This window comes from Amycolatopsis dendrobii, assembly GCF_014145675.1.
GTDB classification, from domain to species: Bacteria; Actinomycetota; Actinomycetes; order Mycobacteriales; family Pseudonocardiaceae; genus Amycolatopsis; species Amycolatopsis dendrobii.
Window position 1 is genome coordinate 813,832 of the sequence record NZ_JACGZW010000002.1, and the last position, 25,377, is coordinate 839,208.

Below are 25,377 nucleotides of genomic sequence, written 5' to 3' on the forward strand. Positions count from 1 at the left end.
AGCCCGGGTGCGCGGTGGTGTGCGCGGATCAGCCGAGGTCAGGCCTGGTCGACGTACTGCTGCACAGCAGGCGCGATCAACCCGACCACATCCTCATGCGCGGCCCGCGCCAGCGGCTCGACCTGCACGACGTACCGGACCATCGCGAGCCCGACCAGGTGGGCGGCGATCCCGGTGACCCGAAGCGGCGGGATGTCGAGCGCGTCCGCGATCTTGTCCAGCAGCGCGCCCTGGATGAAGCCGCGCAGCATGTCCGCGGCCTGTTCGGTGGTGGAGACCGAGCGCAGCACGCCGAAGAACGCGTCGCGGGAGGCGGGGGTTTCCCAGAGGGTCAGGAACAGGCGCACGAGCCGTTCGCCGACCTCGGCTCTCGGGCCGTCGAGGATCGCGGCCACTACGACGCCGGGGTCGGCCGGGAGGTGCAGCGCGGTCGCGAAAACCTGGTCCTTGCTGCCGAAGAAATGGTGCACGAGCGCGGGGTTCACGCCCGCCTCCGCGGCGATCGCGCGGATCGTCGCGCCCTCGTACCCGTTCCGGCCGAACAGGTCCCGCGCGGCGGCCAGAATGGCCTCGCGCGTTTCGGTCTGCCCTGGGCGGCGTCCCGTCCGTGCCATCGGCGTCCTTTCGTCCGCTCCAGTATCGCGGGACCATGGGCGGTACAGCTGGCTGTACCTGATCCTTACCCCGCGCGGGATCGCCGGTCGTCCCGCCGGGGCCTTAGGTTCGGGCTACCGGGGAGGACCGGACGGGCAGGGGGAGCGGGGATGAACGGGGCGGCGGTGCACGAGACAGCGGTCCGGGTGCTCATTCGAGCCTCGGATCCCCTTACCGACACCGGGATCCGGAGCTGGTTGCAGGCCCGGCCGGAGTTTTCCGTGGTCGCCGACGAGGTGGACGTGATCATCGTCGCGGCCGAGCTGCTGTCGGTGGAGGTGACCTCGGCCTTGCGCGGACTCAAGGCCACTGTGGATGCTCCGGTGGTCCTGCTCGTCGACGAGGAGGCCGCGGGCCCGGCGGTGCTGACCGCGGTGGAGTGCAACGTGGTCGCCCTGCTGAACCGCGAACGCACGTCGAGCGAGCAGCTGGCCGCCGCGGTGCTGACCGCTTCGCGCGGCGGCGGGGTCCTGCCCCCGGCCGCGCTGGGCACGCTGCTCAGCCATTTCCGCCGCCCGATCGAACCCCGCCCGAAGCACAGTTCCGGTTTGACCCAACGGGAAATCGACGTGCTGCGCCTGCTGGCCGAAGGCCTCGACACAGCGGAAACCGCGGAGAAAATCAACTTTTCCGAACGCGCGGTGAAGAAGGTCATCCACGACATGTCGCAGCGGCTGGAGTTGCGCAACCGGACGCACGCGGTCGCCTACGCCCTCCGCAACGGCGCGATCTGAGGCGGGCAGGGCGCGGCGGTTCAGATGATGCCCGTCCGCAGCGCGTACGCGACCGCGTGCGAGCGGTTCCGCAGGTCGAACCGCACCAGCAGCGTGCTGATGATGTTCTTGATCGTCCGCTCCGAATACGCCATCCGGTCGGCGATTTCGACCGTGCCGAAACCGTCCGCGAGCAGGCCGAGGATTTCCACCTCGCGGCTCTGCAGCCGGTGCCGGTGCCGGTCAAGGAAACCCCGCGGGTAGCGGGCCTCGCCCTCGCTGGTGCGGAACTCGTCTGCCAACCGGGTCGCGCGGGCGTCTTCCGGTTCGGCCGACGGCGCCCGCGCGGCCAGTGCGTCCAGGATCTTCTCGCGCGTCGCGGAACCGCGGTACAGCAGCGCGGACAGGCCGAATCCGCCGAGCCTGCCCAGTTCGGCCTTCTCGATCCGGTCCGCGACCAGCACCACGCGCACATCCGCGACGAGCGCGGTCCGGCGGATCCGCGCCAGGTCGGCCAGGGTTTTCTCGCGGACCTCCGGCACGATCACGAGCAGGACGTCCGCGCGCGGGACCTCGCTGGGAGCCATCACGGCGTAGCGAGGCGTGCCGCGCAGGTAGGCGGCGGCGCCTTCGCCGCTGATCGGGTCGTTGGCGATGATCGCCACTCGTTCGGGCAATGCGCTCATGTCAGCTCACAGACCAGTCGTTCCCGGCGGCCGCGCCGCATCCTCCGCTGAGCCGAGGATTCGCGGTTCGGCGCGCGAGGTCGATCCCCCGCGCTGCCGGGACGCGGTAGTGCCTGCGATACCTCGGCAGCCCAGCATGAGTTAAGGAGTTAATCGAACGTTAGTGCTTGTAACCTTAGTTGAACGATAGCACTAGACGGGAGTCCAGTGGTGATAATTGCCCGCACGACCGGGTAGCGTTCACGCGTTCCGGTCGTGCGGGCCGTCCGCGGGATCAGGCCAGCGCCTGAGCAGGGGGAAGCCGCGCGGCCCGCATCGCCGGGTACGCACCGGCGATCGCGCCGACCGCGGCCGAGACCGCGACCCCGCCGGCGAGCGCGACCGGCGGCAGCACCGCGGGCCAGCCCTGGCTGAGCGCGTAGCCCGCCGTCGCGCCGACCCCGAGCACCACCCCGACGAGCCCGCCCAACCCGGACAGCAGCACCGATTCGGCGAGGAACTGCCCGCGGATCTGGCCTCGGGTCGCCCCGAGCGCGCGGCGCAATCCGATCTCGCGCCGTCGTTCCAGCACCGAGATCACCATCGTGTTCGCCACGCCGACGCCGCCGACCAGCAGCGCCACCCCGCCGAGGCCGAGGAACAGCGCGCCGTAGGTGTTCTTCGTCAGCTGCTGCGCGGCGAGCGCGTCGGACGGCCGTTCGACCGCGACCTCGTTCGGCGCGGCCGGGTTGATTGTCGCGGCGAGCACCGAACGGACCGCGCTGACCTGCGACTCCCGCGCGCGCAGATACACCGTGCTCGGATGGCCGTCGAAGCCGAAGACCTGTTCGGCGACGTCCCAGCCGATCAGCACGGACCGTTCGACCTCCGGCGCGAGCGGCATCGGGGCGAGAATCCCGACGACGCTGAACCACGACGAGCCGATCAGGACCTGCGGCGGCCGCGCCGGATCGAGATGGTCGATCCCTAGCCTCGACGCAGCTTCCGAGCCGAGCACGACCGCAGGGAAGCGCTGGTTCGCCGGGCTGAGGAACGTCCCGGTCCGGACCGTTCCGCCGAGCACCGGCAGCAGATCCGGCCGCGCGGCGAACACCGAGACGCCCGCCGAATCGTCCTTGCCGACCCGGTCGTTGCGGTACACCTTGGCGTTGATTTTGCCGACCTCCACCGCGCCCTCGACCGGCGCGATCCGCCGCACCATCGGGACCGCCGAGTCCGGCAGCTTCGCCGAGCCGCCCATGAGGGTCTGCCCGGCTTCGGCGCGGAGCAGGTTGGTGCCCATCGCGGCGAGCTTGTCCTGCAGCGCTTGGTCCGCGGACGCCGGGATCGCCAGTACGGCGACCATCGCCGCGACGCCGATGGCGATGCCGAGCGCGGACAGCATCGCGCGCAGCGGACGGGTGCGCATTCCGTGCGCGCCGAGGGAGAGCAGGTCGGCGGGACCGAGCCGGTTCGGGCTGGGCGGGGCGGGCGCGGTCATCGCGGTGCTCCCGCGAGATCGGCCGCGCCGGTGTCGAGGCGCAGTTCCCCGTCGAGGATCTCGATCCGCCGCGGCATTCCGGTCGCGATCTCCCGGTCGTGCGTGATGAGCACGACCGTGGTGCCGCCGGCGTTGAGTTCCGCGAGCAAGGACAGCACCGCCGCGCCGTTGCCGGTGTCGAGGTTCCCGGTCGGTTCGTCGGCGAGCAGGATCGGCGGCGTGTTCACGACCGCCCGCGCGATCGCGACCCGCTGCCGTTCGCCGCCGGACAGTTCTCCCGGCAGGTGCCCGGCGCGATGTCCGAGCCCGACCCGGTCGAGCGCCTCCAACGCCTGCGCCCGTCGTTTCCGTTTCGGGACTCCGCTGTACAGCAGCCCGCTGCACACGTTGTTCACCGCGGTTTCGCCGTCGTCCAGGAAGAACTGCTGGAACACGAAGCCGATCCACCGCGAGCGCAGCGCGGCGAGTTTGCGGTCGGACAGCTGCGCGACGTCGTGGCCGCGGATTTCGATCCGGCCTTCGGTCGGCCGGTCGAGCGTGCCCATCAGTTGCAGCAGCGTGGATTTGCCCGAACCGGACGGGCCGACGATGGCGGCCATTTCTCCGTCCGAAAAGGACAGTGAGACCTGGCGCAGCGCGGGCACGTTCCCGCCGTAGGTGCGCGACACCCGATACGCGGCCAGCACCGGGATCATGACGTGGTCACCACCCGCTGGCCCGCGTGCAGCCCGGCGGCCTTGACCTCGACCTGTCCGCCAGAAAAGAGCCCGGTTTCGACGCCGACGAGCCGCCGCTTGCCCTGCTCGTCGACCTCGACCGCGTATCCGCCTTCGGCGAGCGCGACCAGCGCGCCGACCGGGACGACCAGGACGTCCTGGTGGACCTCCTTGGTGAACCGCACCGAAACCGGAACGTCGACGACGTCTCCGGCAGCGGCCGGGTCGTCCATCTGGATCTGAACGGTGACCTTGGCCTTGCCGGTTTCCTTGTCCTCGGCCGCGGTGTCGCCGATGTCGGTGACGGTGCCGGTCAGCGTGCGGCCGTTGAGCGACACGGACACCTTCGCACCCTTGACCGCGACACTCTGCTTGGTCGCGTCCAATTCGGCCTCCACGACGCGTGCGGTGCCGGTGTACTTGAAAACCTCGCCCGCGCCGGGGCCGCCGAGCTGACCGGCCACTGACGACACCCGGATCTCGCCGGGGACCAGCACGACGTCGGCCGGATCGAACGACCCGGTCTGCTCGAGGCCGAGCGATTTCTGCCAGCGTTTGAGCGCGGCGGCGGTCGCGGAGGTGAACTTCTCGTCCGGAGTGCCGAAACCGCCGTACCCCAGCGCTTTCAGGTTCTCCTCGAGCTCTTTGACGTCCGGGCCTTTGTCCACGCCGTCGTTGAGCACGCGATAGAACGGCAGACTCCCGTAGAACAGCGGCACCGGCTTGGCGTCCACTGTGTACGCCGTCTTGCCGCGGCCGAGCACGTCGCCGCGCCCGGGCAGCCAGGTCACTGTGCCGTTCTTCTTGCCGCTCAGCGTGGATTCCTTGCCGTAGCCGAGTTTCCCGGTCGCGTTCTCCTCTTCCTTCAGGTCCGATTTGGTCACTTCGGCGGTCGCCACCGGCTTCGCCGCCGCGGCCGGTTCGCCACCGGAAGCGACGTGGGTCAGCACGACGGCCGAGGTCGTGCCGAGCACGACGACAGTCGCTCCCGCGGCGATGAACCAGCGCCCTCGTTTCCCGGTCACTTTCCGGCCATTCCCATTCCGCACGCCTTGAGCGCTGCCTCGAATTTGGTCCCGTCGTCCTTCATCGGCAGCGCCCGCGCGCCGCCGTTCGCGTCGGGATCGGGCAGGTCGAAGCCGTGCTCGCGCATGCACTTGGCGTCCTTGCGGGCCTTGTCCAATTCCTCGGGCGTCAGCTTCTTCGGCATTCCGCCGCCGGGCAGCAGCTTCTTGCAGGCGTCGAGCGCCGCCATGGTCTTGGGATCGTTGGAGAAGTTGATGGTCGGGGCCTCGTTTTCGCCGGGATCCGGCGTGTCGACGCCGTGTTCGCGCATGCATTTCGCGTAGGCGCGCATCGCGTCCCGGTCCGCGGCGGGATCGGTCTTTCCGGCGGCGGCGTCCTGTTCCGGGCTTGCCTTCGGGCCGGAGATCGACGGCACCTGCGGCGCGGTGTCCCCGGACGAACACCCGGCGAGCAGCGCCAGCGCCAGTCCGGCCCCGACGGCCGCCAGACGTGCTTTCCGCATCGGGATTCTCCTTCGCTCGGGCGGGTCGTTCCCGCCGGTGGCCCAGTAGTACCGACGCGGCGATACAGGCCCGTTAAGCGATCTTGTTTATCCTCTCCTTATGCCCGGATCCGACAGACTGCCGGCAGCCACGACCTGGGAGGATCCCTTGGCCGAGAAGAGCGCAGGCCCGCGCCGGGGGCCGCTGCGGCTGTCCGTGCGGACCCGGCTCACCGCGCTGTACGGCGGGTTCTTCCTGCTGGCCGGAATCGTGCTGGTGGTGGTGACCTACATCGTCGTCAGCAACGAACTGCCCGCGCCCGCGCAATATCTCGGCGACGGGGCTTCGCTGAGGCTGGGCCAGGCGATGTCGGCCGATGCGCTTCCCGCTGACGCGACTTTCAGCGCGATCCCGGCGGATGCCGCTTCGGCTTCGGCGGAGCGGGTGGCCACGGCCGTGCTCACCGACTACCGCAGCTCGACAATGTCCACTTTGGTCCTCGCGTCGGCGATCGCGCTGCTGGTCACCGCGGCCCTGGCGTTGCTGTTCGGCTGGTTCATGGCCGGACGCGCGCTGCGGCCGTTGCACACGATCACCTCGACCGCGCGGCGGCTCGAGGCCGGGAAGCTCGACGAGCGGATCAACCTCGACGGCCCGCGCGACGAACTGAAGGAACTCGCCGACACTTTCGACAGCATGCTGGACCGTCTCGCCGGTTCATTCGACAGCCAGAAACGGTTTGTAGCCAATGCTTCACACGAGTTGCGCACGCCGCTCGCGGTGCAGCGGACGCTGATCGAAGTCGCGTTGGAAAACCCCGAAGCCGGGCCGGTGCTGACCAAGCTGGGCGCGCATTTGCTGCAGACCAACGAACGCAGCGAACGGCTGATCGAAGGATTGCTGGTGCTCGCGCGCAGCGATCGCGGCCTGAGCGCACGGGCACCGGTGCGACTGGACAAAGTGGTCCGTTCGGTAATGAAACTCACTGCCGCGCAAGCGAAGGACGCCGGGGTGACGGTGGAGACCCGGCTGCGCGCGCGGACGGTCGTCGGCGATGCCGTGCTGCTCGAACGCCTGGTGCTGAACCTGGTGAGCAACGCGATCAGCTACAACGTCCCGGACGGCTGGGTGTCGATCGCCATCGGTGCGACACCCGCGCTGAGCGTGCGCAACTCCGGGTCTAATGTGGACGAAAGAACGGTCGCGGGCTTGTTCGAACCCTTCCGTCGGGGAAAGCCGGATCGCACCGGCGCGGGGGATCACTCCGGACTGGGATTGTCGATTGTGCGTTCCGTCGCCAGGGCACACGATGGGGACGTGGCCGCACGGGCGAATCCGAACGGTGGGTTGACCGTCGAGGTACGGCTGCCCGCTTGATCCTTATGCCGCCTTTATCGGCGTTCCGGGCATGATGATCGAATGCGGGTACTGATTGTCGAGGACGAACCGCTCCTGGCGGATTCGATCGCCGAGGGGCTGCGCCGCCATTCCATCGCGGTGGATGTCTGCTACGACGGCGGCGAGGCTCTCGAACGCGTCGCCGTCCACGCGTACGACGTCGTCGTCCTGGACCGGGACCTGCCGACCGTCCATGGCGACGAGGTCTGCGCGGCAATAGTCGACGCGGGCGGCGAGACCCGGGTTCTCATGCTCACCTCGGCCGCCGACGTCACCGACCGCATCGAAGGCCTGAACCTCGGCGCGGACGACTACCTGACCAAGCCGTTCGTCTTCGCGGAACTGGTCGCCCGGGTGCACGCGCTGGCCCGCCGGGCGCGTCCGGCCCTGCCGCCAGTGCTGGAAGCGGCCGGTTTGGTCCTGGATCTGCCCCGGCACCAGGCGTCCCGTGACGGCCGCTTCCTGCCGCTGTCACCGAAGGAGTTCGCGGTGCTGGAGGTGCTGATGCGTGCCGACGGGACGGTGGTGAGTGCGGAGCAGTTGCTGGAAAAGGCGTGGGACGAGCACGCCGACCCGTTCACCAACACAGTGCGGGTCACGGTGATGACGCTGCGGCGGAAGCTGGGGGCGCCGCCGGTGATCGAGACGGTCGCCGGGGCCGGGTATCGGCTGGCTGCACCCGCCTGAGCATTTCGGGACCAGTCCCGCCCGAGCTGGATTAGCTTGACCGCCTCGGTGGCGGAGGAGGGTTTGGTGGCGCAGCGGACTAAGCGGATACCGGCTGGGGTAGTGCTCGCGATCGGGTTCGCGGTGCTGCTGGCCGTGCGTGAGACGGCGTTCTTGATCTGGCCGATCGAGAAAGTGCCTTCCGTCTCGCCGGGCAGCCGGTGGGACGCGATCGACGCGCTGTCGCTGACCATGGGGTACGTGCCGGCGGACGACGGGACCATGTCGGTCAGCATGCTCGGCGGTTTGGTCAGCCAGGTCTTCTGCGGAATCTGCTGTTTGGCCGGTGCGATGCTGCTGACGTTGCGCGTCCCGCTCGGCCGGACCTTCGTTCTTCTTGGCGCGGGCAGCAGGCTGCTGATCGTCGTGGTCGCCTTTGCCGCGGCGTCCGTCCGGGTCGACGGCAGCCGCGTGCTCGACGGGTGGCACCAGGATCCCCTTCTCGTCGTGGCATTCGTCCTCTTCGTGGACTGGCTGCTGCCGCTGCTGGTGTGCGCCTTCGCGACCGGCCGCCGCGTCAGGTTGTGGGTCTGGACGAAGTAGCTCCGGCGAGCCGCGCTCAGCCGCTATGCTGGGCGGCACCTCGCCGTCAGGAAACCGTCGCCATGCGTAGCGGAGAAACCAGGGCTGTTCTGGAACGGCTGCTGCCCCGGGTGCTGACCGGCGTTCAGCACGAGCTGAACGCCACGATGGCCGTGCACGGGCCGGGGGCGCTCGCACTGATCCCGCGTTCGGTCGAGCTCATCCGGTTCGGCGCGGACCTCGCCTTCGACTGTGCACGGGAAGACCAGCTCATCGGCCAGGAAACCCTTTCGCCGTACGAAAAGTTCGGCCATGTCGTCGCCGACGGCGGGTTTTCCGCGGATTCGCTGCGGCTGGGCGTCACCACGAGCTACACCGCCGCGATGCGCATCGCGCTCGCCGAAGCGTCGGTGAGCGATCGGGCGACTCTGATGCCGCTGGTCATGTGGTCGGCTCAGCTGGGGCCGCTGGTCGAGGACACCGAACTGGGCGCGTTCTTCCACTGGCATCAGCAACGGGCGGAAACCGGCCGGTACCGGGAACAGGTGGTCCGCAGCCTGCTGAGCGGTTCGGCCGCCGGGGTGGGCACGCGGGCACCGGCTCATCTGGTCGCGTTGGTGTCGCCCGCGGTCTCGCGCGGTGACCCGGCGGGCAAACTGGCCCGGCTTGAACGGACTCTTCTCGACAGCGGTGCATTAGTGCTGGCGCGCAAGCAGTTCGTTGTTCTGCTGCATCCCTTGCCCGCGTTCGACGGGCCGGGAGTGCGGGTGCTGGAACACGTATCGGCTCTCGACTCGCTCGGGCCGGGCGTCCACGTGGCGCTGGCCAAGGGAAGCACGCAAGGACTTCTCGGGGCTTTCCGGGAAGCGGTGACGGTCTGGCAGCTCGTGCGCAGCCGCGGCTACCCAGCCGGGTTCTACGACTTGTCGCACGTGCTGACCGACCGGCTGGTTTCGGGCGAACCGGATATCGCGACGAGACTGCACGGCATTCTCGCGCCGCTGGCCGATTCGCCGGTACTTCTGGATACCCTGCGCGCCTGGGTGCTCGGGAACGCTGACCGGCGGAGGGTGGCCGCCGCGCTCCACGTCCACCCCAACACTCTCGACCGCAGGCTCCGGCACATCGAGCAGCGCACCGGGCTGTCGGTGAGCCGCTATCACGACCTGCATCTGCTGCATCTGGCTCTCGCCGCGCTGTCTGTCCGCCCATGACGCCGGGTGCCGCGGCCGTCGGCGCCCGGCGTCCGGTCTTCCGGTCAGGGCCGGAAGAAACCGCTGACGTAATTGCAGGTCACCTGCACGGAATTGTTCCGGGTGCAGTTCCCGCCCGCGGGGCTCGCGATGGTCACGACGCCGCCGGTGCGGTTGGCGATCGTGGCGGTGGCCAGCACTTCCACCGGAATGCCCTTCGGCACCGACACCGACTTGTTGCCGGGCGAGGTCGTGAAGAGCAACTGCGTGAACGCGCTGGGGTTGGTGCCGAAGGCCAGTGTGCCGAACCCGGTCGTCAACCGGGAGGACAGGGAGATTTGCGCCGGAGCGGAACAAAAGACGCCGAGCGACCAGAACACGTTCGGCGGGGAACCGGGGAATTCGGAGAAATTCACCTGCAGCGGACCGGAATTGCAGGTCACCGAAGCCGCCGCCGGTCTGGGCGAGGCCGTCGCGGCGGTCTGGCCGGTGAGCGCCAGTACCGCGGAAAGGCCCAGCGCCACGCCGGCCAGCCGGCCTGCGGAATTCGCCATTGCCGCACCTCCAGGAAGGAAGGGAAATCGTGCGGCCAGCGTAGGAATGCGCCCGCACGAGGTCACGGTGACGGGAACACCCAACCGCCGGGGTACGCGGTGACGGCACCACCTTCCTAGCCGGTCTTGAACGTGGCCATCATCCCCATGTCCTCGTGCTCGGCATTGTGGCAATGGAACATGTACCGCCCGCGATACCCGTCGAACCGCGCGATCACCTCCACCGCTTCGCCGGGCTGAAGGTCCACAGTGTCCTTCCGGCCCGCGTCGTGCGGGGCGGGGTCCTTGCCGCCGCGGGAAAGTATCTGGAAGTGCACCAGGTGCAGGTGGATCGGATGGTGCAGATCCGCGACGAAGCGCCAGATCTCGACGTCGCCGAGTTTCGGCTCAGCCGCGATCTTCGTCGGAGTGAAGGCTTCGCCGCCGATGGTCCAGCCGTGCCTGCCGTTGAACTGTCCACTTCGGAACGCGAACTCGCGTGTCACTGTCGCTTGTGCTCGGCCGAGACGCTCCACTTCGGACAGTTTTGCCGGAACGCGGCTGTCGTCCTTCGCCCGGCGAGTGACGCGGAAACGCATTACCTGTGCGGTGGTACCGGTTCCGAGGCGGTTGACCAGCGTCACCTCGGCGCCGACCGGGTAGGCGCCGAAGTCGACCACCGTGTCGTATCGTTCGGCGGGCGCGATCGGCAGGTGTTCGTGGCCGCGCGGTGCGTCCAGCAGACCCTGATCCGAGCCGATCTGCGTGAACGCGGGCCCGCTCGGCGGCGGTGGGTTGAGGGCGAGGTCGTACCGGCGGGCGTTGGAACCGTTGAGGAATCGCAGGCGGTACCGGGTCGCCGACACCTCCGCGACCGGCCACGGCGCGCCGTTCACCAGCAGTACGTCGCCGAGAACTCCTGCTGCGTAAGCAGCTTCGACTCCGGGCACGGTTCGCAGCGAAGGATCCAGCGACGGGTATCGCATCGATCCGTCTTCGGCGAACGCACGGTCGGTGATCATCAGCGGGATCTCTCGCTCGCCGCGCGGCAGCGGGAGAGCGTCTTCCTCGTCGTCGCGGACGATGTGCAGTCCGGCGAGTCCGCGGTATACGGCCGGGCCGGTGAAATCCATCCGGTGGTCGTGATACCAGAGCATCGCGGCCTTCTGCCGCAACGGATACGTGTACTCGCGGGTGCCGGTGGTCACGACGGCGTCCGGGTCGGCCATCCCCGAGTGCCCGTGCCCGGCACCGGCGAGATACCGGCCGTCGGCGGGCAGGACGAGGTCGGTGGCATAGCCGTCGGACTCCGGCGGCGTGCGTCCGCCGTGCAGGTGCACGACGGTCGGGACCGGAAGTTCGTTGCGGTGCGCGACGATCGTGGTCCGGCCGCTGCGGGACTCGATCGTCGGTCCGGGGAACGTGCCTTGGTAGCCCCAGATCGGGGTACGCAGTCCGGGCAGGATTTCCGCGGTGCTCGCCCGCTGCACGATCTCGTACCGGTCGACGCCGCCGTCGCGAGAGACCGGTTTCAGCGCCGATGGCAATGGCAGCGGAACCTGAAACGGTTGCGGCAGCGGCACTTCGCTGGTCAGCAGCTCGCCGGTGGCGGCAGCCGGGCGGAACAGCCGCGGGGTGACGGACCCGGCCGTGAGCACCACTCCGGCACCGCCCGCCAGCCCGAGAAACCGGCGGCGCGACATCCCGCTCATCGCCGCGCCCCGGTCCGCCAGATGCCGAACAGTGTCCCGAGCGCGATCGCGACCAGTGCGACGCCGAGCGGAATGTGCAGGTCAAGAGCGCCGGCCTGGCCGGCGAAGTACTGCGCGGTCTCGCCGCCGGCCAGCAGCAGGCTCGCCCAGAACGGCCACTGGACCCCGCCTCGCCACCAGTACAGCGCGGCAGGCACGAGCTGCACCAGCGCGACCGTCGACACGATGTTCGCGCCGAGTTCGTGCATCGCGAGCATGCCGTAATCGCCGATCAGATACCGTCCGGCGAACACTGGCTGACCCAGGATCGCGACGGCGTGCACCGTCACGACGACCCGCGTCACCACCAGCAACGTCCGCCCGCGTGTCAGGGCCGCTTCGGCCACCGTTCCCCCTAGTGCGCGTAAGAATTCCCCCGTTCAGACGCTAAGCTGAAGTTCTCATGCCGTCCAAGACCAAAATCGCCATGTACTCATGACCTCGGAGCTATGAAATGGACCTGCTTCAGCTGCGTTACTTCCAGGCGGTCGCCTACCGCGGCCACCTCAGCCAGGCAGCGGCCGAACTGCACATCGCGCAGCCGTCGCTGAGCCGGGCGATCGCGCGGCTGGAGGCGGATCTCGGCGTGCCGCTGTTCGAACGGGCCGGGCGGGGACTGCGGCTCAACCACTTCGGCACGACGTTCCTGCGCCGCGTCGACCGGGCCCTGCGCGAGCTCGACGACGCCCGCCAGGAACTCGTCGACCTGGCCGGTCTGGACCACGGCCGGGTCGCCGTCGCGTCGGAAACGCTGCTCACGCTGACCGGCCTGATGAGCGCCTTCCGCACGGAGTACCCCGGCATCGAGCTGCGGCTGTACCAATCTTCGGCGGAAACCATGGCGCAGCAGTTGTGCGCGGGCGAGGTGGACCTGTGCTTCGCCTCGCAGCCGCTGCGGCAACCCGGTCTCCAGGCGCGGGAACTGCTGCGCGAGGAGGTGATTCTCGCCGTGCCCAGCACGCATCGCCTCGCGCGGCGCAAACGCGTGCGGATGGCGGACCTCGCGAACGAGCCCATGGTGACCACCCGTCCCGGCTACTGGCCGCGCGCCCTTGCCGACCGCCTCTTCGCCGAGGCCGGGTTGGCGCCGAACTACTCCTGCGAGAGCGACGAACCCGGCGCGACCGGCCAGCTGATCGCGAGCGGGCTGGGGATCGGCCTGGTCCCGGAGGTGGCCCGACGGGCCGCCAAGGACGAGGCGGCCGTCGGGCTGGAGCTGGACGCTCCGGGTTGTCATCGGACCTTGACGGTGGTGCAGCGGGCGGACGCCTACCTTTCCGCCGCGGCACAACGCCTTACGGAGTTCGCGGTTGCCTACTTCAGCACTGGCAGGTACCGGACCGCGGTCGAGAGCGCGGGCTGAATCCGCCCGTGCACGCTTGGAAGAACCCGAACAACGGCCGTAACGCGTGTTCCAGCACGAGGCCGTGATGGTCCCGCCGCCGGTCGCGGCCAGCAGGACGGGTTTGTCGGCTGGCGCGTACTGGCCGACCGGATCGAAGAACTGCTTGAACATGCCTGGTACGAACCGCGGCACACCGGCGTCGCCGCGATCAGCAGGTCAGCTTCTTCCGCTCGATCGACTCGCGCGCCCGCTGGTGCGGCGAGGGGAGGGCCCCGGAAACCGGGTCCCGGGTGAGTTCGGCGAACGTCAGGATGCCGATTTCGAACGGCCGCGGTCCGGCGGTCGGGGATTCTGCGGTTCAGCCATCGTCGGTGCTTTTTTCCTGCACCCGGCCGCATGCCGCGGACGAGCCTGTCCGGATTAACCTGTCTGTGCAGACAATGATGTCCGGTGAAGGCCGTGCTCACCCGGTTGCCGGGCCCGGTTACCGTGTCGGCATGGCGAGCGACGGTCTGCGAGACCTGGAACAGGAGGCGTGGAGCGGGTTCCTCTTCACGCACGAGCGGCTGTGGCGCGCGCTGGCGGACGGGCTCGCGCCGCTGAACGTGAGCATGGCGGAGTACGGCGTGCTGGCCCTGTTGGCCGAGGCGGGCGACGCGGGCATGCGGATGACCGACCTCGCGCAGCGCCGCCTGATGTCCACTGGCGGCTTCACCCGGCTGGCCGACCGCCTCGTCAGCCGCGGGCTGATCGCGCGCCGCCAATCGGAGGTGGACGCCCGCAGCTTCGACGCGGTGCTGACCGCGCAGGGGCGCGCGCTGATGCGCAAAGCCCGCCGGCGCCATCACGAGGACCTGCGGACGCTCTTCTTCGACCGGCTGGACGACGAGCAGCTGCGCCAACTGGGCGCGGTCTGGCGCGATCTCGGGGACGGCTGAGCCCGCACAAGCGGGGGGATTTGTCCGATTCTCGACCATGGACGGTTGTTGGCCGGTCACGAACTGCTCATGCTGAACAGCTATTCGGCACGAGCAGGGGAAGCCAGATGCAGCAGCAGAGCTTGGCGGTCCGGTGGTCGGCGCGAACAGTCCGGTCCGGCCCGTTTCACCGCGCATTGTCCGAGGCCGTCGACCGGCGCGGGTTGTCCCTTTCGCGACTCCGCGCGCATCTCGCCGCGCACGGGGTTTCGGTCGCCGAGTCCACGCTGAGCTACTGGCAGCGCGGGCTGCGCAGTCCGTCCGCGCCCCGGTCGCTCGATGTCGTGCGCGCTCTGGAGTCGGTGCTGAACCTGCCGCCGGACAGTCTGGTCGTGCTGATCGGACCGCACCGGACCGCGGACGCCGACCGCAGGCCCTCGCTGCCGGAACTCCAGCAGAGCTGGGCGGAGACCTTCGCACTGCGCGACGAGCTGAGCGGAACGCCCGGCGTCGAGGAGAACGCGGATCTGGACGTCGCGACGGTGGTCGACGTGCTGACCCTCGGACCGCAAGGCCGGACCGCGGAGATCTCGTCGACCATGGTGGTGCGCGCCCGAAGATCCGGGCCGGACAGCTTCCTGGTGACGCACCAGGACGAGGAGGGCAGCGACGTCACGGCGACCGAGATCATCGCGGTCGACGGCTGCCGGGTCGGGCGGGTGCGCCGCAGCACGCGGTCGGCGGGAATGGTGTTCGAGCTGCTCTTCGACCGGGGCCTCGCCGAGGGGGAGACGCACACGTTCGGGTTCACGCTGCGTCCCGCCGCCTCGGTCCGGCCGGGGAATTTCCATCGGGTCGTACGCTCCCGCATGTCGGCTTACCTGCTGCGGCTGCGCTTCGACCCGTCCGCGCTGCCCGCGCGCTGCCTGCGGACCATCCGGCCGAGGGAAGACCTGGAACTGCTGGTCCGCGAGCCGCTGTTCTGCGGGCCGGGGAACACGGTCAGCGCCTATTTCGAGGAACTCGGCGTAGGCATCGCCGGGGTCGATCTCATTTGGGACTGATCCGCCGTTTCGTCCAGCGCCACACCAGGAACGCTCCGCCGAGCACCACCGCGGAACCGAACACGATCAGCGCGACGACCAGCGAACCGGCCGGTCCGGTGTCGCGCTGCTGGAGGACGGTCTGCTTGAACCCGATGCCGCCGCCGCGCTGGTAATCCGAACCGGGCTGTTTGTCGGCGTACCGGGAACGCACCTGCTGCTGGTACTCGGCGATCGGCGTGAACTGGCCGACCGGGGACTGCGGGAGACTGGCCTGCAACAGCACGACGCCGTCGCGGCCGAGGTCGTACCATCCGTTGATCTGAGGCTCGTTCAGCAGCACCGACCCCGGGCGAAGCCGGGCGCTGAGCGCCTCCTCGTCGTTGCCGGACAACACGTTCCCGACCGACCAGCCGGTCGGCGCGGTGTGGTCGGGCGCGGCGCGGAGGGTGGCTTTCGCGCCGGTGGCCGCGGTAGCCGTCACCGCGATCGCCCGCAGTACCCCGGCGGGGGCTCCCGGCTTCGCGGAGACGAAGTCGGGATTGAGCGTGTAGACCGGGAAACCCTTGTGCTCAAGGGTGATCCGGCCCGGATCGGCGTGCCCGACCTGCCGGAAGTTCGACTTGGCGAAACTGATCGCGCGTGCCGTTTCCGCGGCTTTGACCGCGGCCGCGACGTCCTGCTCCGACGGCGGCGCGACCCACGAGGCCCCGGCGGCCTCGGCGGGACCGGCGGACAGGAGCGCCGCGACCGCGATCGCCGCGCCGGCGGCGAACTTCCGGCAGATCTCACCCATGGCGGCTCGTCAGCCCTTCTTGATGTTGACGATGGTGTCGTTCCAGGTGAACTGGGCGTTGCTGCGGTAGGAGTTGTAGTCCCAGGTCTGGTACCGCTCGTAGCTCGGCCACGGGTCGCCGACCATCAGCGACTGGTTCGAGCTGTCGTATCCGTAGATCACCTCGGCGTGCCCGCCGCCGGAGGTCCAGTAGATGCCGGTCAGGTTCAGGATTCCGGAGTTGACCTGGTTCTGGATCGACGAGTAGCTGATCGGCCCGTTCGCGTCCTGCGCGGAGAACCCGGTGCCCTGGAAGCCTTGCACGATCTCGTAGATCTGGCCGCCCTCGTTCGGGCAGTACCCGGACTGGGTGCCCTTGCCCGCCGCGCAGAAATCGGCCTGCGAGGCGGTGCCGCCCTGGGACTGCTCGATGCTGGAGCCGTCCGCCGCCCAGCACCACTGGTCGTTTTCCTGCACCTGCTGGTTGTATTCGAGCTGCTTCGACGCCGGCAGCGCCGCGGCGCGCATGCTGCCGCCGACCGGTTGGATCTCGCGCACCTGGGTGTGCGTGGCGGTCTTGATGAGGCCGTTCGGCTGGTGCGCGTCGTTGGCCGACTGGGCCAGCGCGGTGCCCGGCAGCAGCGCCACGGCAAGCGCGGCTGCCCCGGTCGCCACCGTAATCCGGACTGTCCGCCGGGTGGGTCGGTAATCCATCGAATCTCCTTGTGCCAGACGGGGAAGGGAGCTTGCCGGGGTGACCCGGCCGAGCATCACTGTGTGCTCGCCCGCTCCCGCAGAGCAACGGCTCCGGCACGCGGTGTGAGTGTTCACAGCGCCTTCTGCGGGAAAATGACTGGCACCGCCGCGGTTTCGCTCACCGCGGCGACAGGTAATTCGCAATATTCACAGCGCGTTCACATGCGATGAATCGCGCTGAAGCGGGTCGGTCCACAAGGGATCCGGGTTACGGCAGGCTTCGCCGCAGCGCGTCGCGGAGCAGTTCCGGCGGCATCGATTCCGGGTGCAGCACCGCTTGCATGGTCAGTCCGTCGAGCAGTGCGGACAGCCGGACGGACTCGACGGTCAGGTCGAGTTCCTCCGGAAGCCGGCCGAGCGCGACGGCTTCGCGCAGGATTCGCGTGATCAGGTCGCGCAGGTACTGGTGCTGCGCGTCGGCGCTGGCGCGGAACGCCGGACGGGTGCGGGCGGCGACGGTGAACGCCAGCCACGCCATCGCCTCGTCCCGGCGCTCGTCATCGAGCGGGAGGAACTCGGCGAGCAGGTCTTCGACCAGCGTCCGGCGGCCGGTTTCGGCGGCGAGCAGCCGGTCCGCGCGCGCCGCGACCCGCTCGCCGATCCGGTGGCCGAGCTGGTCCATCGTGAAGATCATCATCGCCTCGTGGTCGGCGAAGTAATGCCGGATCGAGCCGATCGCGAGGCCGGCTTCCTTGGCCACATTGCCGAGGGTCGCGCCTTCGACGCCGCAGCGGCGGACCACCCGGACCACGGCCTCGCTGACTGCCTTCCGCCGGTCTTCCGGCACCACGATCTTCGGCATGGTTGCGTTTATAGCACGCTGATGCCACGATGGATTTGGCATAGAGGTGCTAAATAAGTGGGCTCGTGAGTGTGATGCCGCTGAGAACCGGTATTGCCGCGCACGAGGCCCCGGTGCAGGGCGAGGGGGACCGCGATGAGCGGGTGGGTGCTCGTGAGCTTGGCCGTCGGCGTCGTGGTGATGCTGGTGTTCCGGATGCTCGGGGAGCCGCTGAACTGGCGCGACACCGTGGCGCCGCCGGTGGTGCTGATCGCCATCGGCGTCGCGGGGGTCGTCAGCTTCAAGGGGCTGACCAGCGCCGATGTGTGGTGGATCGTCGGCAGCTGCGTGATCGGTCTCGCCTTCGGTGCTGCGCGCGGCGCGACGATCCGGCTGTATCCGAAGAAAGGCGAACTGTGGCAGCGTTACCGGAAATCGAGCCTCGCGCTGTTCGTGCTCGGTGTCGCCGCGTCGGCCGGATTCACTGTGCTGGCAGTGAGATTAGGGATGCACGAACAGGCGAGGCCGTACCAGTTGGCGATCGGCGTCAGCTTCGCCGGGGAAGCCCTGGTGCTGATTCCGCGTGGGTTGCGCTCGGAGGCGCCGTTCGCGAAGGACAAGGAACGGCCGTGGGACAGGTGGCTGCGGTCCCGGTGAACCTGCTCAGGGCAGTCCGGCCTGATGCCGCTTCAGCTCCTCGATGACCTGGTCGAACGCGGCGCGGTGGGCTTCGAGCCGGGCGAGCGCCAGGCTGATCGACTCCCGCACCTGTTCGACGTCCTCGGCGGCGATCTCGATGTGATCCGCGTGTTCGGCGGTGGTCGTCCCGACGGTCAGCGGGCGATCGTCGCGGGGGAGGGGCCGTCCTTGCGGTTCCCGGTCGAGCCAGGCCGCCATGTCCCGCATCTCGTCGTCCAGCCGCACCGTCCACGATCGGCGCCGCCGCTGCTCGCGTCCCGGATCCCGGCGTTCCCAGCCCGCGACGACCATGTCTTCGATCGCCTTCGCCGCGGTCCGGCACGCGACTTCCAAACGGGGCAACGGATCCAGGCCGACTGCCGAGATCTCCTCCAGGATCGGTTCGCCCGCGGTCCACTTCCCGTCGACGGTGTGGGTTTCGGCGACGTCGTGCGCGGTGGCGAGCAAGGCGCTGATCGCCTCGCGCACCTTCGCCACGTCGGCCGGATTCAAGTCTTCGTCGCCGAGCCGGTGCGGCGAGCCGGTGCGCGGCGGGCGTTCCTTGCCGGGCCAGGAACGGTTCCCGCCGCGCCGCCGGTAGTGCTGCTGCATCGCCTGTTTGGACCGGTCGCCGTACTCCGCCCCCAGTTGTTCCCAGGTCCAGCCGCGGTCGAGCACCGATTCGATCAGCGTGACCTCGGCCCGGTCCAGGTCTTGCCGGACGTCCGGGACCAGGTGCAACGCCTCCGCCGCGTCCTCGGCGCTGAGGTCCTCGCCGGGCTGGCGGCCGGATCTCGCCGCGCGGACCAGTTCGGCGAGGAAGGGGTTCTCGCGTTGCCGGAAGTAGCGGGTGGCCATTGCTTGCACGGAGTCGGTCATGGTCGTCAACGTATAGGTTGACGCCAGTGTTCGTCAACTGATCCGTTGACGTCTGGGTCTCACCAGGTCGCGGGCAGTTCGTGCACGCCGTAGATGTTCATGCCGGTCCGCAGCGGGACCTTTTCCGGCGGGACCGCGAGCGCGAGCGTCGGGAAGCGGCGCAGCAGCCCGGCGAATCCCGCGCGCATTTCGATCCGGGCGAGCTGCTGGCCGAGGCATTGGTGCACGCCGTGCCCGAACGACACATGTGTGCGCGCATTCCGTTCGACGTCGAGGTCGTCGCCTTCGGGAAACCGCGAAGGATCGCGATTGGCCGCCAGCATCGAAATGAGAACGGTCGATCCCTTGCTGATTTTCTCGCCGCCGAGTTCGAGGTCTTCGGACGCATAACGGAACAGGACGTCGACCACCGCGAGATACCGCAGCAGTTCCTCGACCGCGCCCGGGATCAGATCCGGATCGGCGCGCAGCGCGGCCATTTGCCCGGGGTTCTCCAGCAGGGCGAAGGTGCCGAGGGCCAGCATGTTCGCCGTCGTTTCGTGCCCGGCGAGCAGCAGCAGGAAGCCGATGCCGACGAGTTCCTCGACGCTCAGGTCCTCGTCACGCGCCAGATCGGACAGGATGTCGGAGCCGGGAACCGCGCGCTTCTCGGCGGCCAGCTTCCCGAGATACGACGTGAGCGCCGTCCAGGCGGCCATTTTGTCCTCGATGCTCTGGTCCCGCAGCATCATCTGTGCGGAGTTCTTCTGGAACGTCTCCCGGTCGGAATACGGGACGCCCAGCATTTCGCAGATCACCAGCGACGGAACCGGAAGCGCGAATTCCTTCACCAGATCGACCGGCTTCGGGCACGCGGCGAGATGGTCGAGCTGCCGTTGCGCGATTTCGGTGATGTGCTCCTCGAGCTGTTTCATCCGGTTGACGGTGAACGTGCCGGTGAGCTTCCGGCGCAGCCGCGTGTGGTCCGGCGGATCCATCGTGATGAACAGGCCGGGCACCTGCGGCGACGGATCGAACTCCTCCTGCGCCTCGGGCATGCTCGGCGTTTCGTAGGGCACGTGCACCGCGCCGAGGTCCTGGCGCGAACTGAACCGCGGGTCGGCGAGCGCCTGGCGGACCGCGTCGTAGCCGGTGACCAGCCAGCCGTCGTGCCCGTCCGGGAACTTCAGCGGGCTCACCGGCCGGGTCTCCCGCAGCCGGGTGATGGCGGACGGCGGGGCGAAGGGGCCTGCGTCGCGCTCGAGCGACAGGCCTGGCGGGCGTGTCATGTTCGGGTCCCCTCTCGGTGGTGGTGCGACCAGCGTCACCGCGACGGCTGATATCCCGCTGACACGGCGCTGGCTCGACTACCATCCGCAGACATGCCGGACACGCAGTACGAAGACCTGCTTCAGCACGTGCTCGACACCGGAGCCAAGAAGGGCGACCGCACCGGTACGGGCACGCGGTCGATCTTCGGGCACCAGTTGCGTTACCGGCTGGCCGACGGATTCCCGCTGATCACCACGAAAAAGGTGCACTTCCGGTCCATCGCGTACGAACTGCTGTGGTTCCTGCGCGGCGACTCGAACGTCACCTGGCTGCGTGACCACGGCGTCACGATCTGGGACGAATGGGCGGCCCCGGACGGCGACCTCGGCCCGGTGTACGGCGTGCAATGGCGGTCCTGGCCGACCCCCGGCGGCGGGCACGTCGACCAGATCAGCGACGTGCTGCGAACGCTGCGCGAGAACCCGGATTCGCGGCGGATCATCGTGTCGGCCTGGAACGTCGGAGACATCCCGCAGATGGCGCTGCCGCCCTGCCACGCGTTCTTCCAGTTCTACGTGGCCAACGGCGAGCTGTCCTGTCAGCTGTACCAGCGCAGCGCGGACCTGTTCCTCGGTGTGCCGTTCAACATCGCGAGCTACGCCCTGCTGACGCACATGATCGCCGACCAAGTCGGCCTGCGCGTCGGCGATTTCATCTGGACCGGTGGCGACTGCCACATCTACGACAACCACGTAGACCAGGTGCACAAGCAGCTTTCCCGGGACGCGCGGCCGTTCCCGACGCTGAGCCTGAAGCCGGCGGAGAGCCTGTTCGAGTACCGCTACGAGGACATCTCGCTGGAGGGCTACGACCCGCACCCCGGCATCAAGGCTCCGGTGGCCGTCTGATGATCGGACTCATCTGGGCGCAGGCGGCGAACCGCGTCATCGGGCGCGACAACGCGTTGCCGTGGCACATCCCGGAGGACATGAAGCACTTCCGCACGGTGACCGCGGGCGCGACGGTGCTCATGGGCAGGCGCACGTGGGAGTCGCTGCCGGAGCGCTTCCGGCCGCTTCCGGGGCGGCGGAACCTGGTGGTGTCCCGCACGCCGCAGGAAGGCGCGGAAACGTTCCCCGACTTGGAGCAAGCGTTTGCGGCCGCGGACGGCGACGTCTGGGTGATGGGCGGCGCGCGGATCTACCGGGAGTCGCTGCCGTTCGCTGACCGGATCGAGGTGACCGAACTCCAGGAGTCCTTCGAGGGCGACGTCTACGCGCCGGAGATCGGCCGGGAGCCGGACACCGTCGGCGAATGGCGGGAGTCGAAGAACGGGTTGCATTACCGGCATTTGAGCTGGGGTTCTTAGCGGACTGCGGGTCCGGCCGTGAGCGTGTCCGCGGTCAGTTTCGCGATCGGTCCGAGCGGGAGTGACAGCGGTGAGTCGCCGTGGCCGACGTCGATGCCGCCGATGACCGGGACGTCCAGTGCGCCGAGCCGGTCGCGCAGCACGTCGAGGACGGTCCAGCCGCGGTCGGTGTAGTCCTCGAAGCCGGGGAAGCGGCCGAGCGCGACCCCGCGCAGACCGCGCAGCGAACCGGATCGCATGAGGTGGGTCAGCTGGCGGTCGACCTGGCCCAGTCCGATCGCGCGCGGGGCTTCGAGGAACAGGATCGCGCCGTCCAGGCTGGGCAGTCCGGCTCCGATGAACCCGATGACCGTGCCGAGATGGCCGCCGATCAGGTTCCCGGTGGCCGTGCCGGGGAAGGAGATCGCGGCGGTGAGCGCGGCCGGGTCCCGGTGCAGCGTCGTGGGTTCGGTTTCGCACAGCAGCCGCCGGGTCGATCCGGCGGAGCGCGGGCCGGCGAGGAAGCCGTGGATTCCGGCGATCCGGCAGTGCCGCCACAGCGCCAGGTGCAGGTTGGTGATGTCGCTGAACCCCATGAGCGGCTTGGGATCCGCGCGCACGGCGGCGAAATCGATCCCGTCGGCGATCCGGTACGCCCCGGCCCCGCCGCGGGTCGCGATGACCGCGCGCACGCCGGGGTCGCGGTAGGCGTCGTTGAGGTCGGCGAGCCGGTCCTCGTCGAGTCCGGCGAGGTATCCGTGCCGGTCCAGGGCGTGTTCGCCGATTTCGACGGTCAGCCCCCAGCTTTCCAGCGTCCGCACGGAGTCCGCGAGCAGTTCTTCGGTGGGCCAGCTGGCCGGGGAGACGAGCCGGACCCGGTCTCCTGGCTGGATTCGCGGCGGCAGCAGGACGTCGGTCACCTGATCACTTTCGCAGACTTCGCGCGCGGTAGCGGACACTGGCTGGCCGCTTCCCCTGGGACCGTCGGGTGCTCAGGAAAGGAACCGGCACATGCGGATGCGGCTTCTGGGGCGGACCGGAATCAAGGTCAGCGCCTACTGCCTCGGAACGATGAAATTCGGGCAGATCGGCAATGCCGATCACGGCGAGTGCGTCCGGATGGTGCACCGGGCGCTCGACGCGGGGATCAACTTCGTGGACACCGCGGACGTCTACGGCCCCGGCGGGGAGTCCGAGGAGATCCTCGGCGCGGCTTTGCGGGGCCGCCGCGACGACGTCGTGGTAGCCACGAAGGTCAACGGCTCGATGGGCCCCGGCCGAGGCGGAAGCTCCCGGCGCTGGATCGTCGCGGAGGTCGAACAGTCGTTGCGGCGCTTGCGAACGGACCGCATCGACCTCTATCAGCTTCACCATCCCGACCCGGACACCGATCTGGAGGAAACCCTCTCCGCGCTGACCGACCTGGTCCGCGGCGGCAAAGTGCGCGCCGTCGGATCCTCGAACTTCCCGGCGTCCGAGATCGTGGCGGCCCAGTGGGTGTCCGAACGCGCGGGACTGGCCCGGCTGCGGACCGAGCAGCCGACGTACTCGCTGCTCAACCGGGGGATCGAGAGCGAAATCCTGCCGGTGTGCCGCCGCTACGGGATGGGCGTCCTGGTGTGGAGTCCGCTCGCGATGGGGCTGCTGACCGGTCGCTACCGGCCCGGCGGCGAACAACTCCGGGAAGCACAGCTGCGTTTCGTGCCGCGGCACATGAGCGACGAGCGCAAACACGCCGCGGTCGAACAACTCGCGCGAGTCGCCGAGGAAGCCGGGCTTTCGCTGACGCATCTGGCGCTGGCGTTCGCGGTCAACCATCCGGCCGTGACGTCCGCGATCATCGGTCCACGAACGTTGGCGCAGCTGGACGATCTGTTGGCGAGCGTCGAGACCCGGCTGGACGACGATGTCTTGGACCGGATCGACCAGATCGTCGCGCCGGGCGCCGATGTGGGACCGATCGACGTGTCGTACGTACCGCCGTCGCTTACCGACCCGAAGCTCCGCCGCCGCGACTGACCCGTCCCCGCACCAGCGGCGGCACGTAGCCGGTCGCGACCACCTCGCCGTCGAACCAGGCGGTGAGGTTCGCGGCCTCTTCTTCCAGCGCCGCCGCGGCAGCGAGCGACAGCGGTTCGATCGGCACGACGTCCACCGTCCCGTCCGGCTGCTGCGTCCAGGTCCCGACGATCCGCCCGTTCCACCACGCGGTCGGGCCGGCGTTGCCGGCGCCGTCGAAGAGGTGCGGGCCGTGGTCGCCGAGGTAGAAGTCGCGGCGGTGCCAGCCCATCGTCGTCGGGTCGAGGGTCGGGAGAAGAGCCGCCCAGTCCTGGTCGAGGCGGACTTCTTCCACGTCGTCGGGGTGCAGCCACGCTGGGGCGCCGTCTTCCAGCAGAGCGGGTGTCGCGCCGGCGTCGTCCAGCGCCCGGCGGACCGCGGTCTTCGTCGCGCCGAGCCACCACACCAGGTCGTCCTCGGTCCCCGGCCCGAACGACCACAGCCAGCGCCGCACCAGTTCCCGGTAGCCCTCCCGTTCGTCCAGGACACCGGGATCCTCGTCGAGCCACTGCTCGATCGCCGTCCACACTGGACGCGAGACCTGCCAGCGCCCGGCGTTGTCCCCGCGGACCACCGAACCGTTCGACGCGAGCACGGACAGCACCCGGGAGCCGACCGGGGCAAGTACCGCAGGCCTTCCCTCTGCGGCGATCCGCGTGTTCAGTGCGGGAACGCGAGCGCGTAGCTGTGCGGCGGTGCCGGGTTCTTCGCGGATCGCCTGCAACGCCTCGGCGCACCGTTCGGCGACCCACGCCGGGCCGTCGTCGATTCCGGCGAGTTCGGCGTCTTTGGCCAGCCGCGCGGTCAGTTGCCGCACCACCCGGGCTGAGGCGCTTCCCCTTGCGGCGGCGAGCAAATCGACCGGGAAGGCGAAGACGGTCCGGCGCATCGCCAGCTGCCGCACCACAGTCCGTTTGCTGAACAAGGCGTCCGAAATGGACTCTCGGTCGGCGCGGGACCGGGCGTACGCGGACAGGTAAACGCTGCTCGCCTCAGTCGCGTGCAAGCACGTGACCGCGCGGACGGCGGTCTCGACCCCGGACGCGGGGGTCGCCAATGCGTGCCGCAGCCCGATCCGGTCGCGCCGTTCGGCGTCGGTCACTTTTCGCATGTTTTCGATCATGCCGGAAGTAGCGGTCACTGCCTGACCGCTACTGCTGCGAGTCTCGGTCGCAGCGCGGGAACGAGTCCGGCGCGGGAATCGAGGAGTCGAAATCATGGCAGTGCACGCCGTCGCCCACTTGAATTTCCGGGGCGAGGCCCGGAAGGCGCTCGAGTTCTACCGGTCGGTGTTCGGCGGGGACCTCCGGATCGCCACGTACGGCGACTTCGGGATGCCCCAGGACGCGCCCGGCGCGGACCACGTGGTGTTCGGCCACGTGATCGGCGAGAACGGGTTCCAGGTGATGGCTTACGACGTGCCGGGTGGCGGTGCCGCCGCGCCGGTCGGCGAGACCACCCGCGAGAACGGGACGACGATCACGACGGAGAAGTTCTTCCTCTCCGCCGGCGGCGATTCCGTCGACGAGGTCGGCGAGTTCTGGAAGAAGCTGTCCGAGGACGCGACGGTGATCGAGCCGTTCGGCCCGTCCCCGTGGGCCCCGGCGTTCGGCATGCTCCGGGACCGCTTCGGGGTCACCTGGATTCTGCAGGTCGCCGCCTGACT

Annotated in this window: 29 protein-coding genes; 13 read left to right on the plus strand and 16 right to left on the minus strand. The window is 69.2% G+C overall.

Annotated features, from left to right (window positions below):
- Positions 1-38: 38 nt before the first annotated feature.
- Positions 39-614: a TetR/AcrR family transcriptional regulator gene (locus tag H4281_RS07890; protein ID WP_182890159.1), complete on the minus strand. Its 576-nt coding sequence runs from the start codon at positions 612-614 to the stop codon at positions 39-41.
- Between the two features lie 150 nt (positions 615-764).
- Here H4281_RS07890 and H4281_RS07895 point away from each other — a divergent pair, with 150 nt between their 5' ends.
- Positions 765-1,388 (plus strand): response regulator transcription factor, encoded by a 624-nt coding sequence (locus tag H4281_RS07895; protein ID WP_182890160.1) that lies wholly within the window; start codon positions 765-767, stop codon positions 1,386-1,388.
- Positions 1,389-1,408: 20 nt separating this feature from the next.
- Here the strand turns inward: H4281_RS07895 and H4281_RS07900 are convergent, their stop codons facing one another.
- The 5 genes from H4281_RS07900 to H4281_RS07920 form a co-directional block, all read right to left on the minus strand.
- A complete protein-coding gene (locus H4281_RS07900) occupies positions 1,409-2,053 on the minus strand; it encodes a helix-turn-helix transcriptional regulator (protein WP_182890161.1) in 645 nt (214 codons plus the stop codon).
- A gap of 274 nt (positions 2,054-2,327) precedes the next feature.
- On the minus strand, positions 2,328-3,533 hold the full coding sequence (locus H4281_RS07905; RefSeq protein WP_182890162.1) for an ABC transporter permease: 1,206 nt from the start codon (positions 3,531-3,533) through the stop codon (positions 2,328-2,330).
- Positions 3,530-4,228 carry an ABC transporter ATP-binding protein gene (locus H4281_RS07910; RefSeq protein WP_182890163.1) on the minus strand — a complete coding sequence of 233 codons (699 nt, stop codon included), beginning with the start codon at positions 4,226-4,228 and terminating at the stop codon, positions 3,530-3,532. The genes H4281_RS07905 and H4281_RS07910 overlap by 4 nt, the downstream gene beginning before the upstream one ends.
- Positions 4,225-5,274: a peptidoglycan-binding protein gene (locus H4281_RS07915; protein ID WP_182890164.1), complete on the minus strand. Its 1,050-nt coding sequence runs from the start codon at positions 5,272-5,274 to the stop codon at positions 4,225-4,227. Before H4281_RS07915 ends, H4281_RS07910 begins: the two co-directional genes overlap by 4 nt.
- Entirely contained in the window at positions 5,271-5,777 is a 507-nt protein-coding gene (locus H4281_RS07920) for a hypothetical protein (protein ID WP_182890165.1), read from the minus strand. The genes H4281_RS07915 and H4281_RS07920 overlap by 4 nt, the downstream gene beginning before the upstream one ends.
- A gap of 100 nt (positions 5,778-5,877) precedes the next feature.
- Between H4281_RS07920 and H4281_RS07925 the strand changes: the two genes are divergently transcribed.
- From H4281_RS07925 to H4281_RS07940, 4 genes are all read left to right on the plus strand, one after another.
- The gene (locus H4281_RS07925; protein ID WP_182890166.1) at positions 5,878-7,134 is read left to right on the plus strand and encodes a sensor histidine kinase; all 1,257 of its coding nucleotides are present in this window, start codon (positions 5,878-5,880) and stop codon (positions 7,132-7,134) included.
- A gap of 42 nt (positions 7,135-7,176) precedes the next feature.
- Entirely contained in the window at positions 7,177-7,842 is a 666-nt protein-coding gene (locus H4281_RS07930) for a response regulator transcription factor (RefSeq protein WP_182890167.1), read from the plus strand.
- Between the two features lie 66 nt (positions 7,843-7,908).
- Positions 7,909-8,424, plus strand: a complete 516-nt coding sequence (locus tag H4281_RS07935; RefSeq protein ID WP_182890168.1) for a hypothetical protein — start codon at positions 7,909-7,911, stop codon at positions 8,422-8,424.
- A gap of 62 nt (positions 8,425-8,486) precedes the next feature.
- Positions 8,487-9,617 carry a PucR family transcriptional regulator gene (locus H4281_RS07940; RefSeq protein WP_182890169.1) on the plus strand — a complete coding sequence of 377 codons (1,131 nt, stop codon included), beginning with the start codon at positions 8,487-8,489 and terminating at the stop codon, positions 9,615-9,617.
- A 44-nt stretch (positions 9,618-9,661) separates the two neighbouring features.
- On the opposite strand, the gene H4281_RS07945 is transcribed toward H4281_RS07940, so the two are convergent.
- The 3 genes from H4281_RS07945 to H4281_RS07955 form a co-directional block, all read right to left on the minus strand.
- Positions 9,662-10,150: a hypothetical protein gene (locus H4281_RS07945; RefSeq protein WP_182890170.1), complete on the minus strand. Its 489-nt coding sequence runs from the start codon at positions 10,148-10,150 to the stop codon at positions 9,662-9,664.
- 116 nt (positions 10,151-10,266) lie between these two features.
- Complete coding sequence (locus H4281_RS07950) at positions 10,267-11,841, minus strand: multicopper oxidase family protein (protein WP_182890171.1); 1,575 nt, start codon at positions 11,839-11,841, stop codon at positions 10,267-10,269.
- Complete coding sequence (locus tag H4281_RS07955) at positions 11,838-12,227, minus strand: hypothetical protein (protein WP_182890172.1); 390 nt, start codon at positions 12,225-12,227, stop codon at positions 11,838-11,840. The genes H4281_RS07950 and H4281_RS07955 overlap by 4 nt, the downstream gene beginning before the upstream one ends.
- Before the next feature lie 107 nt (positions 12,228-12,334).
- Between H4281_RS07955 and H4281_RS07960 the strand changes: the two genes are divergently transcribed.
- The 3 genes from H4281_RS07960 to H4281_RS07970 all read left to right on the plus strand — a co-directional run bounded on the left by H4281_RS07960 (position 12,335) and on the right by H4281_RS07970 (position 15,206).
- Positions 12,335-13,243: a LysR family transcriptional regulator gene (locus H4281_RS07960; protein WP_182890173.1), complete on the plus strand. Its 909-nt coding sequence runs from the start codon at positions 12,335-12,337 to the stop codon at positions 13,241-13,243.
- 479 nt (positions 13,244-13,722) lie between these two features.
- Positions 13,723-14,163, plus strand: coding sequence for a MarR family winged helix-turn-helix transcriptional regulator (locus H4281_RS07965; RefSeq protein WP_220506784.1), 441 nt, complete (start codon positions 13,723-13,725; stop codon positions 14,161-14,163).
- A 107-nt stretch (positions 14,164-14,270) separates the two neighbouring features.
- Positions 14,271-15,206: a helix-turn-helix domain-containing protein gene (locus H4281_RS07970; protein ID WP_182890174.1), complete on the plus strand. Its 936-nt coding sequence runs from the start codon at positions 14,271-14,273 to the stop codon at positions 15,204-15,206.
- On the opposite strand, the gene H4281_RS07975 is transcribed toward H4281_RS07970, so the two are convergent.
- The 3 genes from H4281_RS07975 to H4281_RS07985 all read right to left on the minus strand — a co-directional run bounded on the left by H4281_RS07975 (position 15,193) and on the right by H4281_RS07985 (position 17,518).
- The gene (locus H4281_RS07975; RefSeq protein WP_182890175.1) at positions 15,193-15,981 is read right to left on the minus strand and encodes a hypothetical protein; all 789 of its coding nucleotides are present in this window, start codon (positions 15,979-15,981) and stop codon (positions 15,193-15,195) included. The genes H4281_RS07970 and H4281_RS07975 overlap by 14 nt on opposite strands.
- Before the next feature lie 9 nt (positions 15,982-15,990).
- Positions 15,991-16,674 carry a papain-like cysteine protease family protein gene (locus tag H4281_RS07980; RefSeq protein WP_182890176.1) on the minus strand — a complete coding sequence of 228 codons (684 nt, stop codon included), beginning with the start codon at positions 16,672-16,674 and terminating at the stop codon, positions 15,991-15,993.
- A gap of 250 nt (positions 16,675-16,924) precedes the next feature.
- Positions 16,925-17,518 carry a TetR/AcrR family transcriptional regulator gene (locus tag H4281_RS07985; protein ID WP_220506785.1) on the minus strand — a complete coding sequence of 198 codons (594 nt, stop codon included), beginning with the start codon at positions 17,516-17,518 and terminating at the stop codon, positions 16,925-16,927.
- Positions 17,519-17,653: 135 nt separating this feature from the next.
- Here H4281_RS07985 and H4281_RS07990 point away from each other — a divergent pair, with 135 nt between their 5' ends.
- Complete coding sequence (locus tag H4281_RS07990) at positions 17,654-18,154, plus strand: DUF1453 domain-containing protein (protein ID WP_182890178.1); 501 nt, start codon at positions 17,654-17,656, stop codon at positions 18,152-18,154.
- A gap of 6 nt (positions 18,155-18,160) precedes the next feature.
- Here the strand turns inward: H4281_RS07990 and H4281_RS07995 are convergent, their stop codons facing one another.
- Both H4281_RS07995 and H4281_RS08000 read right to left on the minus strand, forming a co-directional pair.
- The gene (locus H4281_RS07995; protein ID WP_182890179.1) at positions 18,161-19,054 is read right to left on the minus strand and encodes a hypothetical protein; all 894 of its coding nucleotides are present in this window, start codon (positions 19,052-19,054) and stop codon (positions 18,161-18,163) included.
- Positions 19,055-19,113: 59 nt separating this feature from the next.
- Positions 19,114-20,322 carry a cytochrome P450 gene (locus tag H4281_RS08000; RefSeq protein WP_182890180.1) on the minus strand — a complete coding sequence of 403 codons (1,209 nt, stop codon included), beginning with the start codon at positions 20,320-20,322 and terminating at the stop codon, positions 19,114-19,116.
- Positions 20,323-20,415: 93 nt separating this feature from the next.
- Between H4281_RS08000 and H4281_RS08005 the strand changes: the two genes are divergently transcribed.
- Together H4281_RS08005 and H4281_RS08010 are read left to right on the plus strand one after the other, a co-directional pair.
- Positions 20,416-21,213, plus strand: coding sequence for a thymidylate synthase (locus H4281_RS08005; protein WP_182890181.1), 798 nt, complete (start codon positions 20,416-20,418; stop codon positions 21,211-21,213).
- Complete coding sequence (locus H4281_RS08010; protein WP_182890182.1) at positions 21,213-21,674, plus strand: dihydrofolate reductase; 462 nt, start codon at positions 21,213-21,215, stop codon at positions 21,672-21,674. Before H4281_RS08005 ends, H4281_RS08010 begins: the two co-directional genes overlap by 1 nt.
- Here the strand turns inward: H4281_RS08010 and H4281_RS08015 are convergent.
- Positions 21,671-22,573, minus strand: a complete 903-nt coding sequence (locus H4281_RS08015) for a S66 peptidase family protein (RefSeq protein WP_237597091.1) — start codon at positions 22,571-22,573, stop codon at positions 21,671-21,673. The two genes, H4281_RS08010 and H4281_RS08015, sit on opposite strands and share 4 nt — an antisense overlap.
- A gap of 91 nt (positions 22,574-22,664) precedes the next feature.
- On the opposite strand from H4281_RS08015, the gene H4281_RS08020 reads away from it, so the two are divergent.
- Positions 22,665-23,672: an aldo/keto reductase gene (locus tag H4281_RS08020; RefSeq protein WP_182890183.1), complete on the plus strand. Its 1,008-nt coding sequence runs from the start codon at positions 22,665-22,667 to the stop codon at positions 23,670-23,672.
- Here H4281_RS08020 and H4281_RS08025 read toward each other — a convergent pair.
- A complete protein-coding gene (locus H4281_RS08025; RefSeq protein WP_182890184.1) occupies positions 23,641-24,822 on the minus strand; it encodes a winged helix DNA-binding domain-containing protein in 1,182 nt (393 codons plus the stop codon). The genes H4281_RS08020 and H4281_RS08025 overlap by 32 nt on opposite strands.
- A gap of 106 nt (positions 24,823-24,928) precedes the next feature.
- On the opposite strand from H4281_RS08025, the gene H4281_RS08030 reads away from it, so the two are divergent.
- Positions 24,929-25,375, plus strand: a complete 447-nt coding sequence (locus H4281_RS08030; RefSeq protein ID WP_182890185.1) for a VOC family protein — start codon at positions 24,929-24,931, stop codon at positions 25,373-25,375.
- The last annotated feature ends 2 nt before the right edge of the window (positions 25,376-25,377 follow it).